Below are 16266 nucleotides of genomic sequence, written 5' to 3' on the forward strand. Positions count from 1 at the left end.
TGCCCCTGTCAGTGTTTGTCCTGGCGCAGGTAGGTCAGGCCAAGGGCCGCCGGGGCCCCGCTGCGCGCGCCGCGCCGCATGGAGGCCAGCGCCAGTACGGCCAGGGTCAGCACGTAGGGCAGCATCGCGCCAAGGTAGACCGGGAAATCCACGCCAAGGGCCTGGAGCCGGGGCATGATCGCCTCGGTCCCGCCGAAGAGCAGCGCGGCCCAGAGGCAGCGCAGGGGCCGCCAGCGGGCAAAGATGACCAGGGCCACCACGACCCAGCCGCGCCCGGCCACCATGCCTTCGACCCAGACATGGGCCGAGGCGACCGAGAGGAAGGCCCCGGCCAGCCCGCCAAGCGCGCCACTGGCCAGCACCGCGCCCAGCTGCACGCGCTGCACGTCCACGCCGGAGATATCGGCGGCGGCGGGATCCTCTCCCACAGCGCGCAGGCGCAGGCCGGCGGGGCTGCGGGCCAGGAACCAGGCGATCAGCGCCAGCAGCAGCAGCGAGAGCGGCAGCAGCATGTTCTGCTGGCCGAGGAGGCGGGGCAGATCCGCGCCCCAGGCGGTTTCGGACAGGCGGGGCAGGCCGGGGAAGGGCTTTTGCACGTGGGAGCGCCCGATCACGCCGGTGATGCCCAGCCCGAGCGCCACGATGGCCAGCCCGGCCAGGGTCTGTTCAACCCGGAAGACCACCACCGCCAGCCCGAAGACCAGCGATAGGCCCAGCCCCGACAGGGTCCCCGCCAGCACGGCGGTCCAGGGATCGTGACCGGCTAGGCACAGCAGCGCGCCGGTCATCGCGCCCACGGCCATGAAGCCTTCGGGGCAGAGGTTCAGGATGCCGGCGCGTTCAGAGAGCAGCACGCCCAGGCTGGCCAGCAGCAGGGGCACCACGTAGCCCGGCAGCACGGTCAGCCATGCCAGGATGAAATCCATCATGCCGCCCTCCGGGTTTCGACGCGGAAATCGGCAAAGAGCTGTGCCGCCAGCACAGAGAGCAGCACCACGCCCTGCACCAGAAGGACCATGGCCTCTGAGATTCCGTAGAAGACCTTGAGCACCCCGCCCGCCGTGTAGAGCCCGCCCAGCAGGAAGCTGACCACCAGCACCGCCAGCGGGTTGGAGCGCGCCAGGTAAGCGATGACGATGCCGCTGAACAGGTAGCCCGCGCCGATCGACTGGCTGAGGCGGAACTCCGTCCCGGTGACGATCACCGCCCCGGCCAGCCCGCAAAGCGCGCCGGCCCCCAGCACGAAGCTGCACACGATCAGCAGCACCGGCAGGCCGGCGGCGCGTGCGGCGCGGCGGTTCTCACCCACCGCGCGGGCATAGAAGCCCAGCCGCGTGACACCGATCACCAGCGCCGCCAGCGCCACCGCGCCAAGCGCCAGCCAAAGCCCGGCATGGACCTGGCCCCAGCCCAGCAGCGGCAGCCGTTCCACCGCGTCCAGCGTGGGAGAAGTGGGAAAGCCCGTCGCGGTATCGCGCCAGGCGCCGAACAGCTGGTGCTGCACCCAGAAGAAGGCGATGGAGCCGAGCAGCAGGGTCGAGATCACCTCGCTCACGCCCCAAAGCAGCTTGAGCGCCAGCGGCAGGGCGATCCAGAAGGCCCCGGCCAGCATCGACAGCGCCAGCATCAGCGGCAGGCGCAGCGCGGCCGGGCCGATGTCATGCAGCGATACCCAGGTCGCCGCCATGGCCCCCAGCCAGAGCTGGCCTTCGATCCCGATGTTCCAGAATTGCACCCGCATGGCCAGCGCCGTGCCCAGGCCCACCAGCACCAGCGGGATCATCGCGGTGACGGTCTGGCCCAGGCCCTGGCTTGTCAGGAAGGTCTGCACCACGAATTCCTGCCAGAGCGCGGGAGCCGGCACGCCCAGCCGCACCAGGATCAGCGCGGCCAGCGCCAGGCCAAACACCAGCCCCGCGGCATAGGTCGCGCCCCATAGCCCCAGCGGCACCCGCTGGCGGCGGATCAGCAGCGCGCCCTCAAGCATGGCCCACCAGAAGCGCGCCCAGGCGCTCCGGGGTGACCTCGGCCACCGGCATGGGCGCGCTGAGGCGCCCGTTGTTGATTGCGCAGACGCGCGACGAAAGAGACATGATTTCCTCTAGATCTTCGCTGATGAGCAGGCAGGCCATGCCCCGGGCCACGCCATCGGCAATTGCCTGGTGCACCGCCTGCGTGGCGCGCAGGTCCAGCCCGCGAGAGGGCGAATGGGCCACCAGCAGCCGCGCGTCCGAAGAGACCTCGCGCGCCAGCAGCAGTTTCTGGGCATTCCCGCCCGAGAGCAGCGCGGCCTTGGTGCCGGGGCCGCCGCCGCGCCCCTCGTTCGCGGCGATCAGGCGCTCTGCCTCGCGGCGCATCCGGGCGCGATCCAGCAGCCAGCGGCTGCCGAAACGGCCCGAGGAGACCCCGGTCAGCGCCAGGTTCTCTGCCAGGGTCAGGCCCGGGGCCATGGCGCTGTCGAAGCGGTCGGCGGGGATCACGCGCAGGCCTTCGGCGCGGCGCCGGGCGGGGCTTGCGCCGACCAGGTCGTGCGGGCCCAGCCGGATCGTGCCGGCATCGGGGCGGCGCAGGCCGCTGAGCAGGTCGACCAGTTCGGATTGCCCGTTGCCGCCGACGCCGGCGATGCCCAGCACCTCGCCCTCGGCCAGGTCGAGCGCCAGCCCGTCAAGCGCCGGGCTGCCATCCGCGCGCCGCGCGCTCAGCCCCGCGATCCGCAGCAGCGGCGCGCCGGGGCGGGCGGTGACACGGGGCGGCGTGGGGGGCATTTCGCCCACCGCCAGCCGCGCCACTTCGCCCATGTCGAGCCCCTCTGAGGGGGCGGCATCCAGCACGGTGCGGCCCTGGCGCATGACCGTGATCCGGTCCGAATATGCCGCGACCTCGCGCAGCTTGTGGGTGATCAGCACCACCGCGTGACCTTCCCGGGCAAGGGCGCGCACCAGGGTCAGCAGCGCGCGGGCCTCTTCCGCGGTGAGCACGGCGGTGGGTTCATCCAGGATCAGGATGCCCGCGCCCAGCAGCAGCACCTTCAGGATCTCTGCCCGCTGGCGTTCGGCGATGGAAAGCTCGTCAATGCGCGCGCCGGCATCCAGCCGGAAGCCCAGCTCATCGGCGCGATCGCTCAGCAGGCGCGCGGCCTCTGGCAGGGTGACGTTGTTGCCGGCACCGCGCAGCGCCAGGGCGACGTTCTCTGCCACGGTGAAACTGCCGACCAGGCGGAAATGCTGGTGCACCATGCCCAGCCCCGCGGCCATGGCATCCGCCGGGCCGCGCAGGGGCACATCGCGGCCATCCACGATGACCTCTCCGGCATCGGCGGCATAGACGGCCGTTGCCACGTTCATGATCGTCGACTTGCCTGCGCCGTTCTCTCCGACCAGGGCATGGACCTCTCCCCAGCCCAGCCGGAAGGAGGCGCCCTGAAGCGCGCGGTGTCCGTCAAAGCTCTTGTCGATGCCGCGCAGCAGCAGGGCCGGGGCCCGCCCCGAAGCGGGATGCGCTCCGGGGCGGGCGATGGGGGTCTTCGGCTTCGGGGTCATTCGCCGCTCGGCATGGTCCCGGTGATACCGTCCACGAAGAAGTCCATCGTCCAGAGCGCATCGTCGGGCAGGACGTCGCCTTCCGCGACCACTTCGGTTCCGTCACGGGCCATGAGGGGGCCGGCGAAGGGCTGGAGCTCTCCGGCGATGATCTGTGCCTTGGCCTCTGCGACCTTGGCGCGGGTCTCTTCGCTGACGGAGGGGCCGAAGGGCGCCAGGTCCACCACGCCAGAGGCAAGACCGGCGAACCAGCCCCATTCCTCGGGCTGCCAGGTGCCGTCGATCACTTCCTGGATGCGCGGGGTCAGGTAGGCCTCCCAGTTGAACACGACGGAGGTCAGGATGCCTTCGGGGGCGGCCGCGGACATGTCGATCTGGTAGCCGATGGCGCCGGCCCCGCGTTCCTCTGCCGCGCTGAGGGCGGAGGCGGCGGACAGGTCGGTGGCGATCACGTCAGCGCCCTGGTCCAGGATCGCTTCGGAGACCTGGCCTTCCTTCACCGGATCCCACCAGGAGTTGGTATAGACCACGGTGGTGTCGATGCCCGGTTTCACCGCCTGGGCGCCGCGGGCGAAGCCGTTGACGTCCCAGTTGACCACGCCCACCGGGAAGCCGGCCAGCATGCCGATCTTGTCCGCCTCCGAGGTATCGGCCGCCGTCATCCCGGCCAGGTACCAGGCTTCGTAGGTGCGGGCGTAGAAGCTTTCCATGTTGGCGCCGTTATGCACGCCGGAGGCGTTGAAGAAGGCGACATGGGGATAGGCCTGCGCGGCCTCGAACATGGCTTCGGAATAGCCGTAGGTGGTGCCCACGATGATGTTGTAGCCGCGCTGGACGTAAAGATCGATCGCCGCCCGCAGGCGCGTTGCCTCTTCGGGGATGTTCTCTGCCACGGCGATATCGAGGTCGAGGTCCTCTGCCAGGGCCGCGCGGCCCTTGTCGATGGCTTCGTTCCAGCCGCCGTCCTGTGCCACGGAGGCATAGATGAAGGCGACCTTCGGTTCCGATGTCAGCTCGAAGGCGCTGGCCGCGACGGGCAGCGAAAGCGCCAGGAGGCCAGCCGGAAGAGCGGCGCGCAATGTGGTCATGAAGAATGTCCTTTCCCTAGGGGGTCCCTGTTTGGTTCGTCTGGCGTCCAGCCCGGGGGATGGTCCGGTGCCGTCTCGGGGCGGTCTTGTGCCGGGCCGCCGGGCTGAGCGCTTTTTGGGCGTTTTGCCGTCCCGCCGGTCGAATCCGGTGGCGGGCAGACAAGGTTTGCTTGCCTGATCCAAAGCCATATGTTCAGAAAAATGGACAGAATTTCCGTCATGAACGGATTAAAAGACAAGAATATGGACGATTGCTGATGAATTTTCAGGCGCTGAGCACCTTCCTGAAGGTGGCGGAGACGGGCTCTGTCTCCGTGGCGTCGCGGCTGCACGGGCAGGCGAAATCCTCCATCAGCCTGAAGCTCAAGCAGCTTGAGGAAGAGGTGGGGGCAGAGCTGTTCACCCGCCGTGGCCGCGCGCTGGAACTGACGGATGCGGGCCGGGTGCTGGTGGAGCGGGGCCAGCATATCCTGTCGCTCTGCGATGACACGGCGGCGGCGGTGGCCTCCATGCAGGACGAGGCGGCGGGGGTGCTGCGGGTCGGCGCCTCTGGCGAATTCGGCACGGCGCTGAATGCGCAGATGCTGCAGGCCTTCCGCGCGGTGCATCCCAAGATCCAGCTGGACCTGGTGTTCTTTTCGCCCTCCGTCTTCCTGGACATGAGCCGGCAGAAGGTCTTTGACGCCGTGCTCTCCTTCGAGGATGTCTCAGGCCCCGGCGCGGAAGAGCTGACGACGCTGCGCTACGCCCTGCACGCCAGCCCCAGCTACCTTGAGGCCCATGGCATGCCCACCGATGTGGCGGACCTGGCGCGCCACAAGGGCGTGATCTACCGCGATGCGGAGGGGCTGCGCCCCTGGCGGCTGAGCGACGGCACCCGCAGCGAAGAGATCCTGCCGCCCGCCGATATCGTCACCAACGATTACTGGACCACCAAGTATTTCGCCGTCGCCGGGGCCGGGCTGGCCCTGCTGCCGGCCTTCTTTACCGAGTTGGAGGTGCGCGAAGGCCACCTGGTGCCGGTGCTGCCGGACTGGCGCAGTGAAGAGCGCAGCATCACCCTGCGCGTGCCGGACCCGCGCTATGTCGCGCCCAAGACCCGTGCCTTCATCGCCTTCTGCAAATCCTACTTCCAGCCCGGCTTCGACTTTGCCGGGCCCCGTTACTTCGTGGAGGCGCTGCGCTTTCCCGACCCGACCAAAGGAGAAAGAGAATGACCTCACTGACCACCGGAAACGGACCGCGCCTGCTGAAGGGCAGTGGCCTGGACGCGGAACGCGTGCCCTTCGACAGCCTGCCCGTGATCGACCTGGCGCCGATCTTCGGCGAGGATCCGGAGGCCAAGCGCGCCCTGGCGGTCGCCCTGCGCCGCGCCTGTTCGGAAGTGGGCTTCTTCTACGTCAAGAACCACGGCGTGCCCCAGGCGGTGATCGAGGGCGCCTTTGCCACCGCGCAGCGCTACTTTGCCCAGAGCACGGAAGAGAAGATGGCGATCCATGTCGCCAAGTCGCGCAACAACCGCGGCTATGCCGCGCTGCTGGAAGAGAACACCGATCCGACAGCGCGCGGCGACCTGCATGAAAGCTGGGATATGGCGCTGGAAGTGCCCGCCGATGACGCCGATGTGCTGGCCGGCAAGGTGCTTTACGGCCCCAACCAGTGGCCCGAGGGCGACGCCGCCTTCCGCGCCGACGTGGAGTCTTACTACGACGAGATGCTGCGCCTGTCGCGCGCGCTGCTGCATGCCTTCGCGCTGTCGCTGGAGCTGGAAGAGGCGCATTTCGATCCGCTGGTCGAAAAGCCCCTGGCGACCCTGCGCCTGCTGCACTACCCGCCCCAGGAAGGCGAGGTGGACGAGCGCCAGATCGGCATCGGCGCGCATTCGGATTACGAGTGTTTCACCATCCTGGCCCAGGACGATATCCGCGCCCTCCAGGTGCTGAATTCCGACGGGGACTGGGTCAGCGCGCCGCCGCTGCCCGGGCATTTCGTGGTCAATATCGGCGACCAGATGGCGCGCTGGACCAATGACCTGTTTGCTTCCACCGTGCACCGGGCGATCAACCGCTCCGGGGTCGAGCGGTATTCCATCCCGTTCTTCTTCGGCCCCAGCTACGATTCCGTGATTGAGCCGCTGGAGAGCTGCGTAGACGACGCGCATCCGGCAAAATATGCCGCCGTCACATCGGGCGCCTATATCAACGGGCGCTTCGCCGAAACGCTGGCCCATTACGACCCGACCAAGGAACTGGCGGACTGACGCCTGACTGCGCCGGGATGTTTCCCGGAAGACGACCGGGAGCCGGGGAAGGTCCCCCGGCTCCTGAGAGCCCTTCACGGAAGAGGCCTACAGGCGCAGGTTCTCGCGCGCCTCCACGCGGGGTTCTGGTCAATCCCACCACCCATGTCCGCAGCGCCCCCGCGCTCCTTCTTCTTGCCGGCAAACTCCGGGGGAGACGTCCGAGAGGGGCATCGAGCCCCGCTCGGGCGTCGGGGGCAGAGCCCCCGGCGGCGCTTGCAGTGAGGTGCAGGCCCCGGCCTGAGCGCAGCGAGGTTGGCAACCCGCCTGATGAACATTGTCGTAACCGGTCGCGCGGCTCTTGGTCGTCGCGGGGGCAGGAGCTCTGCCCCTCTGCGCGTGCCGCGCATTCACCCCGGAGTTTTTCGGCAAGAAGAAGGGGCAGGGGCGCGCGATTTGGCGGCTGGGGGTCAGCCGCTTTCTTGCAGGGCGGCCTGGAAGTTCTGGTCGATGGCCTGGGCGATATGGGCGACGCCTTCGTCGATGCGCGCGGAGGGGATGGAGGAATAGGCGAGCCGGTAGTAGCGCTTGCTGTCCTCTCCGTCGGCAAAGAAGGCCTCTCCGGGTTCGATCAGGACGGAGTGTTGGCGCAGCTCCATTGCCAGCCGGGTGGTATCCACCAGCGCGGGGGCCTTCATCCAGAAGGACGAGCCGCCGAAGGTTTCGGGCGCGGCGGGGGTGAGGCCGTGGGTGCGCAGGCTTTGTTCCATGATCGCGCGGCGCTTACGGTAACTGCGCGCCATGCGGGTGATCTGGGCATCGAAATGGCCGAGGGACAGAAAGTAGGCCGTGGTGCGCTGCATGTGGCTGGGCGGGTGGCGCAGCACCATGGAGCGCAGGGCGCGGGCCTCGGTTATGAAGGGTTCCGGCGCGACGATGAAGCCAAGCCGCAGGCCCGGGAAGATCGATTTCGAAAAAGAGCCCATGTAGACGACCGACCCGGCCCGATCCAGCGACTTGAGCGCGGGGGAGGGGGACTTGAGGAAGGACATCTCGAATTCGTAGTCGTCCTCGACGATGACGAAGCCTTCGCGTTCGGACCGTTCGAGCAAGGCGCGGCGGCGGGCCAGCGGCATGGTGGCATTGGAGGGGCAATGGTGCGAGGGCGTGGTAAAGACCACGTCCGCCCCTTCCGGGATCCTGTCCGGGGGCAGCCCGTCCTGGTCCACGTCCACGACCTCCAGGTTGCAGCGTGACTGGCGCAGGATATGGCGCAGGCCGGGGTAGCAGGGATTTTCCAGTACCGCCTTGCGCCGCTGGGTCAGCAGCAGCTGCGCCGTCATCCAGAGCGCGTGCTGGGCGCCCATGGTGATCAGGATCTCTTCCGGGCGGGCGGTGATGCCCCGGCGCGGCAGGATCTGGCGCAGGATGAACTCCAGCAGCATCGGGTCATCGCGTTCGTAGTGGTCGGTGGCCAGGGTGTCGAAATCCTTGCGCCCGACCGCCTTGAGCGCGCAGGCGCGCCAGTTGCGGTGATCGAACAGGCCCGCGTCGCTTTGCCCGTAGATGAAGGGGTACTTGTAATCGCGCCAGTTGGCGGGCCGCACGATGGGCAGCGTATCGGAGAACTTCTGGCTGATCTTGCGCCCCCAGTCGACCTGTGGCCCGCCCGGGCGGTCTGACACCGGCAGGACGGGGCGCTGGGGCGCGGCCTCTGCCACGAAGAAGCCCGAGCGCCCGCGCGAGGTCAGGTATTCGCTGGCCACCAGCTCCGTATAGGCATTGGTCACCGTGATCCGCGCCACGCCCAGGTGATCGGCCAGCTGGCGGGTGGAGGGCATCTTTTCGCCGGCCAGGCAGCGGCCCGAGAGGATCGCTTCGGAGACGATCTGCTGGATCTGCTGTTGCAGCGTGGTTTCGCGGTCACCGGAAAGAAAGAAAGTCTCGGCGGGAATGGCCATGTGGATCTATCACCCTGTCTGTCTGGTCCTATCCTTGCAGGCTTTCACGGGAAAGGCGATGGGCGGCGATATGACCACCGCAGGCAGAGTGGGGCGTGTTGATTTAGCGGGCGTCTGGTTGGCAGGCGGGGCGGCTTAAGGTGTGAAATTGGCCGGACCGGCTTGCGGTGCAGACCGCTGGGGCGGGCGCGGAAAAGGGCGCGAAAGCCGGGAAAAGGCGGCCCCCATCGGGGATCGCGCGGGGCTGCGCTGCCTTTGCCGTGCCTATTGCTGTGGCAGTTTTAGGGCCAGAAACCATCCATGCTTAGGTCCAGAAAGCCGGCCCTGTTGTCAGCTTTAAAGGGCTGTCCTTAGCTATTTGCAAGACGGAGCGGGGGCGGCCGGGCGCGACTGGCGCATGGCTCCCCCTTTGCGAAAACAGGATGACCTGCCGCGAGTCCGGTCGAAGAGCCGGGCCGACACCAACAAGGAGAGAGATATGAAACGAACCATCACCACGCTTCTCGCCGGGACGGCGATGCTGCTGGGCACCCAGGGGGCGCAGGCCGATATCACCGTCGGTTACTTCCTCGAATGGCCGATGCCCTTCCTGGCGGCCAAGGCCGAAGGTCTTTACGACGAGGCCCTGGGTGAGACCGTCAACGGGGTCAGCTTCGAGACGGGCACCGCGATGTCGGCGGCCATGGCCTCTGGCGACGTGCAGATCTCTGTCAGCCAGGGGGTGCCGCCCTTCGTGGTCGCGGCCTCTGCGGGGCAGGCGATCCAGGTGGTGGACGTGGCCGTGAGCTATTCCGAAAACGACAACTGCGTCGTGGCCACGGAGCTTGAGATTGACAAGACCACGGCAGCGGACCTGGAAGGCAAGACCGTGGCGGTGCCGATCGGAACGGCGGCGCATTACGGCTTCCTGCGCCAGATGGATCATTTTGGCGTGCCGCTGGACAGCCTTGAGATCGTGGACATGGCGCCGGTGGACGGGGCCGCGGCGCTGGCCCAGGGCGCGGTCGATTTCGCCTGCGGCTACGGCGGTGGCCTGACCCGCATGAAGGAACATGGCAACGTGCTGCTGACCGGCGCGGAGAAGGAAGAGCTGGGCATCCTGGTCTTCGACGTGACCTCTGCCCCCACCGATTTCATCGCCGAGAACGAGGAACTGGTGTCCAGCTTCCTCAAGGTGACGGCGGAGGCCAACGCCAAGTGGGTCTCCGGTGCGGGCGGAGAGGCCATGCTGGCCGCCATCGCCCAGGAATCCGGCATGGATCCCGAGGCCACCGCCGCCGCGATCGAGACCTTCACCTTCCCGACCGTGGAACAGCAGCTGTCCGAAAAGTGGCTGGGCGGCAATGCGCAGAGCTTCATGAAGGGCGTCGCGGATGTCTTCGTGGAAGCGGGCTCCATCGACAGCGCGCTGGACAGCTACGAGGGCTCCGTCAACACCGCCCCGCTCGCCGCGATCGCGGACGACGTGCAGGGCTGATCCCCCGTCGGGGCGGTGCCGCGCGCATCGCCCCGACCCGGCGCACATCTTCATCACATGTCAGATCAAACGGGGGACCAGGCCAGTATGGATGGGCTTCAGATAGACAATATTTCCATGCGGTTCGACCTTCCGAACGGCAAGCACGTCCAGGCGCTTGAGAACGTGTCCCTTTCGCTGGAGAAGGGAGAGATCCTTTCCGTCCTTGGTCCCTCTGGCTGCGGCAAGTCCACGCTGCTCAACATCCTTGCCGGGTTCCTGGCGCAGACCTCTGGCCAGGTGCTGATGAACGGCAAGGCGATCTCCGGCCCCGGGCCGGAGCGCGGCATGGTCTTTCAGAAAGGCGCACTGTTCGAATGGATGAACGTGCGGCGCAACGTGGATTTCGGCCCCCGCATGAAGGGGATGCCGGAGGTGGAGCGCAACACCATCGTGGAGAACCTGCTGGATACGGTGGGTCTGCGCGACTTCAAGGAAAAGGCGGTTTACGAGCTGTCGGGCGGCATGCAGCAGCGGGTCGCCCTGGCGCGCTGCCTGGCCAATGACCCGGACGTGATCCTGATGGATGAACCGCTGGGCGCGCTGGATGCGCTGACGCGCGAAAAGATGCAGGGGCTGATCCTGAAGCTCTGGAAGGAGACCGGTAAGACCGTGATCCTGATCACCCACTCCGTGGAAGAGGCCCTGTTGCTGGGCGAGCGCCTGCTGGTCATGGCGCCGCGTCCGGGCCGCATCCACAAGGAATATCGCCTGCCCTTCGCCGAACGCGCCGTGGGCGCGGATCTGCGCGAGGTCAAGAAAAGCCCCGGCTTCGCGGAAACGCGGGACGAGATCCTGTCGATGATCTGGGAAATGGAAGAGGAAATCATGGGCGGAGCGGAAGCATGACAAGCCTGGTCTTTCTTCTTGTCTACGTCGTGCTGGTGGCCGCGGCCGCCTATATCGTGGGGGCTATCCGCCGCATGATGACGCCCACGGCCGATTTCACCTCTCTCAAGACGGTGACCTTCGGGGATGAGGCCGCGGTGCGCCCGGACCGGGCGGCCTCTGTCATATCGGTTCTGGTGATCTTTTTGATCTGGGGCGCCTTTACCGGGTCGAAATGGGTGCCGATCCACGTGCCTGGCCCCTTCATGGGCGAAACCGCCTTCAGCTACGTGGCGCAATCCCCGAGCGGAGAGACCGCAGAGGGCCGCGTCACGGTGCTGGTGACAGAAGCCGGGGCCGAGGCCGAGCCGCCAGAGGTCGCGCCCACCAGCGGCTTCGTTCAGAACGACAGCGCGGTGACGGCTGCCTGGCGCTCTGTCCTGATTTCCGCGCAGCGCAATGACGGAGAGGACGCAAGGATCATCAGCGTGGAGGGCAGGCCGATCCAGCCCGGAGAGACGGTCAGCGTGCCCGATGGCACGGTGACCATGACCAATCGCGGCTCGCTCAACTTCCAGCCGGGCAAGGGCCTGCAGATGGAGCCGATCTGGATGCCGCCACCCGAAGCCGTGGTGACGCGCTTCGTGGATATCGCGCAGAACGGGTTCCAGAACACGCCGCTCTGGTCGCACCTGGGCTGGTCGATCTGGCGGGTCTTCGCGGGCTTCCTGCTGGGCTCTCTGGTCGGCATCCCGCTGGGCTATGCCATGGGGCTGTCGGGCTGGGTGCGCGGCTGGTTCGATCCGATCGTCGAATTCATGCGCCCGGTGCCGCCGCTGGCCCTGATCCCGCTGGTGATCATCTGGTTCGGCATCTGGGAGACCGGCAAGATCGTCCTGCTGTTCCTTGCCGCGCTCTGGGTGATGACCATCGCGGCGCGGGCCGGGGTTTCCGGTGTGAACCTGGCCAAGGTCCACGCGGCCTATTCGCTGGGGGCCAACAAGCGCCAGATCCTGCGCCACGTGATCCTGCCCAATTCCCTGCCAGAGGTCTTTACCGGCGCGCGGGTCGCCATGGGCGTCTGCTGGGGCACGGTCGTCGCGGCAGAGCTGGTCGCGGCCCAGAAGGGGGCGGGGATGATGATCATCGCGGCCTCCAAGTTCCAGCAGACGGATATCGTGCTGATGGGGATCGTGCTGATCGGGCTGATCGGCTTTGGCATTGATATCCTGATGCGCATTGCGGAAAACATCTTGGTCCCCTGGAAAGGGCGCGGCTGAATCAATCGAAAGAGATTGTTGAAAGGGGGGCTTTGGCCCTCCCTTTTTCTTTTGGGATCGTTTTTGTTGACAGGTCGATTTGCAACGCGCAGAATTTCCGAATTATCGCGGAGATTCCTTTGCCCAATTCCATTGATAAAGATAATCCCGAATTCAGCCCGTATTTCAAATACGCCCAATTGCAGGCCGGCGTGGCAAAAGCACTGCAAGAGGCCGCGCCGGGAGGGGAATTGCGCCAGCTTCTGGACGAGGCGCAACAGCAATTCCCAAACGCCTCCATTCGCTACAGCCGAAACCTGGAACTGACCTGGCGGCCCGGTGGTGCGGGGCCGGCGCGCCTTGGTCTGCGGCTCTGGATCACGGCCCTGGGGCGCGGATTGCGCCGCTTTCTGGGCCAAGGCGCGGCGCCGCAGGACAGCGCGGGCAACGCCCGGGCGGCCCACGCCCTGCGCGCGCTGGAGCCCAGGCTTCAAACCTATGCCGCGGCCATTCCGGGCCTGCGCCACATCCGGATCGAGGCCAGCCAGACGCAGGACTGACGGCCCGAGAGAACTGACATGACCAGGAGAGCACCTTGGCCCTGAGATACCCGATGCCCGATCACCCGACACCGCGCGAAGACGTGGCGGCCGTGCAGCGCATGCTGATCGGCCTGGGCTATCGCGGCCTGACCCAGCCGGAAAGCAAGGCCCAGGCCTCGGTCGCGCAGCCGATGGTCTTTCGCCTGCGCGATGACGGGATCTACGGCCCGGTGACCGAAAGCGCGGTGGAGGCCTTTCAGGAGGACGAGGGGATCCTGACCGATGGCGTGGTCGGCTCTGTCACCATGGGCTTCCTGGAAGAGGCCTGGGCCCGGCGCGCCAATGAACTGAGCTCGCCCGCCGCCGGTGGCTTCCTTGTGGAAGACAGCCGCGCCGTGATGGGACAGCAGGAGCGGCTGCGGCTGGAGCGGGTGGCGACGAACACCCCCGAACGCGTCGCCAAGATGACCAAGCGCGAAGAGGAATATGCCGGCTACCCGCATTTCAGCCTGCGCGCGGATGCCGCCGAAGCCTGGTGCCGGGTGCGCGATATCGTCAATGATCACGGGGGGATACTGACGTCTTCCGGGGGGATCCGGGGGCTGTCCACGCGGGTGTCGCCGGGGCGCAGCGCGACCTCCATGCATTACGTGGGGCGGGCTGTCGATCTGCAGATCTATTCCGGCATGGTCGATCCGGAGAATGATCCGCTTGTCATCACTGGCCCCGATGCGGAGCGTTTCTGGACCGTTTGGGTGCGGGTGAAATACAAGAAGGACCTGGGCCAGGATCTTGAGCTGACGGGTGTGTCCACGGACCGCGTGCGGGACGGGTCGCTCAGCACGAGCGGTCGGTTCATCAATCTGACCGCGCTATTCGCGGAACATGGATTTGAACGCATCCGCTGCCGCAAGAGCTTTCTGAAAGGCGGTATGCGGATTGGTGCGGAGTTCTGGCATTTCCAATACGAAAAGGGGTTGGTTCCCGGAGTCAGCACCTTCGGCGCGGAATTGAAACGGCTCTACCCGGTATCGGCCTTGGAAAAGACGCCGCCCTGGAGCTATCGCGATTGGACGTTCGGCATAAACTGGAATTGAAAGGGAGGAGGGCGAAATGACCAATCCTAAAAAGACCCTGGAAGAGAAGATCAGCGGCTTTGTTAAAGATATCCTGTCGGTCGACGTGGTGACCCTGACGGGGGATCTGAACCTGAACGTCGACGGCGTGGTTACCGAAGGCGCGATCGATCTGAAGGAATTACACAAGCGTATCGTGGGCAAGCTGGGCGGAGAGCTCAAGGTGGCCGCTTTCACCCATGTCGACCTGGATGGCGACACGGTCCAGTTCTCGATGGAGACGGCGACAGAGGAGGACGGCCTGCTGCTGGATCACCACCGCGAAACGGTGAAGGACGTGCAGGCGGCGCGGGCGGCCTTCCTTGATGCGGTTACGGGCATGATCCCGGACAGGGATATGGGCTGAGCACGGATGGCGGACGGCTCTGACGCGATGCTGGCGCTTCTGGCGCGCACGCAGGCGGATTTTGCCGGCCAGGCGGCGCGCAGCGAAGCGCCCGAGACCCAGGCGGGGGAGGTCGTGCCGGAGCGGCTCGAGGTGCTGCGGGACCTGCAATATACCGTGGGGGCAGAGCCGGTTGCGGCCCAGGAGCGCCTGCTGGCAGAGGCGCTTGAGGTGCCGGAGTTCCGCGATGTCCTGCGCCGCCCCGATCAGCGCCGCGCCACGCCGGATGCCATCGGGGTGGATGCGCTGTACGAGCTGCTGTCGGACCTTCTGTCGCTGGATGGCGGGCCGGATGCGCGGCGGGCGTTCTCACGCCGCCCCGAGGCGGGCGAGCTGAGCCCCTGGAGCCGGCTGGTCAAGGCGCGGCTGCGCCGGCTGGGCCTGCTGATCGACCCGGTGCCGATGCAGCCCTGGGGCAGGGACGATGACACCGCGCTGGCCTACCTGGCGATGCTGATACGCGGCGATGAAGACACCCCCGGGCCGGAGCGGCGTGACCTCTGGCAGGTGGCGCATGAGGTGCCGGGGCCCCAGGCGGCGGAGTGGATCGGGATCTCTGGCGATGCGGCGCTGATGCTGGACATGCTGCGCAGTAGCCCGAAGTGGCGCGATCGCTGGTTCGTGGCCCGCAATGGCGGGGATAGCCAGCTGGCCGGGCAGGATTGGGACCGCCTGTCGATAGAGCCGGACGGCTCCTTCCATCCGCCGCGCCTGTGGCGCATTCGGCCCCGGAACCCGCGTGCACTGGATCCCGAAGCGCAGCTGAAGGACATGGGCAACGGCCTTGGGATCCGGCTGATCAAGATCCGGCTCTGGCAGCTTGGCTATTATGACGGCGATCTGACGGGCACGCATTTCGGCACCGGCACCCGGCAGCTTTTCATCAGCCTTGGCGATGCGGATGAGCTGCCCGATGCCCATGGCCATCTTGAGCATTTCCTGGCCGGGCTGGGAGAGACCGTTTTCGCCATCAATCCCCATTGGCTGCATTTCCGCATGATCCGCTCCATCGATGCGGCGCGGGAAGCGGGGGCAGAGGTGCCCGATACGGCGCTTTACGAAACCCTGGCTGCCAACCGGATCACGCCGCAGGATGCGGATGCGCTGCGCGCTGAAACCGCCGCGCTGCGGGCCAGCCAGCAGGACAAGCAGCCGCCCCGGATCTTCCGCACGCCCCTGCGCATGATGCGGCTGGCCTATCACGCGGTGCGGCGACGATTGAGCCGCCTTGGACGGCGGATATCAGAGCTGACCGCGCCGCTGCGCAACCTGCTACTGGCCCCCGTTGCCGGGTTCCGGCGGCTGGCAGAGCGATTGCAAAGCGCCCTGCGCCAGTTCACCCATTTCGTCATCGGCCAGCCCGTGGGCGTGGGGCAGCTGGACAAGGGCCGGATCAGCGCGATTTCCGCGCGCTTCTGCCTGGACCGCGATGCAGAGGTCATTGCCTTGGGCGCGACCGAGCACCGCGCCGCCCTGTTGCCGGCCTATCGCGCTCACCTGACCGCGCTGAGCGACTCCCTGGCGCTTGGCCTCAGGCTGGGGGTCACGGTGATCGCCGTGGTCACGGCGCCGCACCTGGGCTTCCTGGCGCTGGTGAAGCTGGCCTTCCAGCTGCTGGGCATCCTGCGCGATGCGGTGGCGGTGCGCACCGGCCAGCCGCTGGTGCGCCGGGCCGGCTAGCGCAAAACGGCCAACGGGGCCCCATCGGCAGGCAGGCGGGTGGAAAAGCCGGGATCGGGTCTTGCCAAGTGGCATTGTGCTGGCCAATTTGGC

Annotated in this window: 14 protein-coding genes; 9 read left to right on the plus strand and 5 right to left on the minus strand. The window is 67.0% G+C overall.

The features are described from left to right. Positions 1-8: 8 nt before the first annotated feature. From HCZ97_RS00065 to HCZ97_RS00080, 4 genes are read right to left on the minus strand one after another with little or no spacing between them, the layout of a single operon-like run. Entirely contained in the window at positions 9-929 is a 921-nt protein-coding gene (locus HCZ97_RS00065; protein WP_167686614.1) for an ABC transporter permease, read from the minus strand. Then, positions 926-1987: an ABC transporter permease gene (locus tag HCZ97_RS00070; protein ID WP_167686615.1), complete on the minus strand. Its 1062-nt coding sequence runs from the start codon at positions 1985-1987 to the stop codon at positions 926-928. Before HCZ97_RS00070 ends, HCZ97_RS00065 begins: the two co-directional genes overlap by 4 nt. After that, a complete protein-coding gene (locus HCZ97_RS00075; RefSeq protein ID WP_167686616.1) occupies positions 1980-3539 on the minus strand; it encodes an ABC transporter ATP-binding protein in 1560 nt (519 codons plus the stop codon). The genes HCZ97_RS00070 and HCZ97_RS00075 overlap by 8 nt, the downstream gene beginning before the upstream one ends. Further along, a complete protein-coding gene (locus HCZ97_RS00080) occupies positions 3536-4627 on the minus strand; it encodes a BMP family ABC transporter substrate-binding protein (RefSeq protein WP_167686617.1) in 1092 nt (363 codons plus the stop codon). Before HCZ97_RS00080 ends, HCZ97_RS00075 begins: the two co-directional genes overlap by 4 nt. Before the next feature lie 257 nt (positions 4628-4884). Between HCZ97_RS00080 and HCZ97_RS00085 the strand changes: the two genes are divergently transcribed. Both HCZ97_RS00085 and HCZ97_RS00090 read left to right on the plus strand, forming a co-directional pair. Next, positions 4885-5844 (plus strand): LysR family transcriptional regulator, encoded by a 960-nt coding sequence (locus tag HCZ97_RS00085; RefSeq protein ID WP_167686618.1) that lies wholly within the window; start codon positions 4885-4887, stop codon positions 5842-5844. Next, positions 5841-6887 carry an isopenicillin N synthase family oxygenase gene (locus HCZ97_RS00090; protein WP_167686619.1) on the plus strand — a complete coding sequence of 349 codons (1047 nt, stop codon included), beginning with the start codon at positions 5841-5843 and terminating at the stop codon, positions 6885-6887. The genes HCZ97_RS00085 and HCZ97_RS00090 overlap by 4 nt, the downstream gene beginning before the upstream one ends. A gap of 449 nt (positions 6888-7336) precedes the next feature. Here HCZ97_RS00090 and HCZ97_RS00095 read toward each other — a convergent pair whose 3' ends face one another. Next, complete coding sequence (locus HCZ97_RS00095; protein ID WP_167686620.1) at positions 7337-8827, minus strand: PLP-dependent aminotransferase family protein; 1491 nt, start codon at positions 8825-8827, stop codon at positions 7337-7339. Positions 8828-9305: 478 nt separating this feature from the next. Here HCZ97_RS00095 and HCZ97_RS00100 point away from each other — a divergent pair, with 478 nt between their 5' ends. The 7 genes from HCZ97_RS00100 to HCZ97_RS00130 all read left to right on the plus strand — a co-directional run bounded on the left by HCZ97_RS00100 (position 9306) and on the right by HCZ97_RS00130 (position 16173). After that, positions 9306-10304 carry an ABC transporter substrate-binding protein gene (locus HCZ97_RS00100; RefSeq protein WP_167686621.1) on the plus strand — a complete coding sequence of 333 codons (999 nt, stop codon included), beginning with the start codon at positions 9306-9308 and terminating at the stop codon, positions 10302-10304. Positions 10305-10391: 87 nt separating this feature from the next. Beyond that, positions 10392-11192, plus strand: coding sequence for a taurine ABC transporter ATP-binding protein (locus tag HCZ97_RS00105; protein WP_167686622.1), 801 nt, complete (start codon positions 10392-10394; stop codon positions 11190-11192). Positions 11193-11197: 5 nt separating this feature from the next. After that, the gene (locus HCZ97_RS00110; protein ID WP_254871276.1) at positions 11198-12451 is read left to right on the plus strand and encodes an ABC transporter permease; all 1254 of its coding nucleotides are present in this window, start codon (positions 11198-11200) and stop codon (positions 12449-12451) included. A gap of 32 nt (positions 12452-12483) precedes the next feature. Further along, positions 12484-12990 (plus strand): hypothetical protein, encoded by a 507-nt coding sequence (locus tag HCZ97_RS00115; RefSeq protein WP_167686624.1) that lies wholly within the window; start codon positions 12484-12486, stop codon positions 12988-12990. A 35-nt stretch (positions 12991-13025) separates the two neighbouring features. Further along, positions 13026-14069 (plus strand): peptidoglycan-binding protein, encoded by a 1044-nt coding sequence (locus tag HCZ97_RS00120; protein WP_167686625.1) that lies wholly within the window; start codon positions 13026-13028, stop codon positions 14067-14069. Positions 14070-14085: 16 nt separating this feature from the next. Then, positions 14086-14454 carry a hypothetical protein gene (locus HCZ97_RS00125; RefSeq protein ID WP_167686626.1) on the plus strand — a complete coding sequence of 123 codons (369 nt, stop codon included), beginning with the start codon at positions 14086-14088 and terminating at the stop codon, positions 14452-14454. A 6-nt stretch (positions 14455-14460) separates the two neighbouring features. Continuing rightward, on the plus strand, positions 14461-16173 hold the full coding sequence (locus tag HCZ97_RS00130) for a hypothetical protein (protein ID WP_167686627.1): 1713 nt from the start codon (positions 14461-14463) through the stop codon (positions 16171-16173). The last annotated feature ends 93 nt before the right edge of the window (positions 16174-16266 follow it).

The sequence above is a fragment of the Pseudooceanicola sp. HF7 genome (assembly GCF_011806405.1).
In the GTDB taxonomy this organism is placed as follows: Bacteria; Pseudomonadota; Alphaproteobacteria; order Rhodobacterales; family Rhodobacteraceae; genus Pseudooceanicola.

Coding starts and splice junctions, on each gene's coding strand:
- HCZ97_RS00065 (WP_167686614.1), bottom strand. CDS start 929: ATGATGGATTTCATCCTGGCATGGCTGACCGTGCTGCCGGGCTACGTG.
- HCZ97_RS00070 (WP_167686615.1), bottom strand. CDS start 1,987: ATGCTTGAGGGCGCGCTGCTGATCCGCCGCCAGCGGGTGCCGCTGGGG.
- HCZ97_RS00075 (WP_167686616.1), bottom strand. CDS start 3,539: ATGACCCCGAAGCCGAAGACCCCCATCGCCCGCCCCGGAGCGCATCCC.
- HCZ97_RS00080 (WP_167686617.1), bottom strand. CDS start 4,627: ATGACCACATTGCGCGCCGCTCTTCCGGCTGGCCTCCTGGCGCTTTCG.
- HCZ97_RS00085 (WP_167686618.1), top strand. CDS start 4,885: ATGAATTTTCAGGCGCTGAGCACCTTCCTGAAGGTGGCGGAGACGGGC.
- HCZ97_RS00090 (WP_167686619.1), top strand. CDS start 5,841: ATGACCTCACTGACCACCGGAAACGGACCGCGCCTGCTGAAGGGCAGT.
- HCZ97_RS00095 (WP_167686620.1), bottom strand. CDS start 8,827: ATGGCCATTCCCGCCGAGACTTTCTTTCTTTCCGGTGACCGCGAAACC.
- HCZ97_RS00100 (WP_167686621.1), top strand. CDS start 9,306: ATGAAACGAACCATCACCACGCTTCTCGCCGGGACGGCGATGCTGCTG.
- HCZ97_RS00105 (WP_167686622.1), top strand. CDS start 10,392: ATGGATGGGCTTCAGATAGACAATATTTCCATGCGGTTCGACCTTCCG.
- HCZ97_RS00125 (WP_167686626.1), top strand. CDS start 14,086: ATGACCAATCCTAAAAAGACCCTGGAAGAGAAGATCAGCGGCTTTGTT.
- HCZ97_RS00130 (WP_167686627.1), top strand. CDS start 14,461: ATGGCGGACGGCTCTGACGCGATGCTGGCGCTTCTGGCGCGCACGCAG.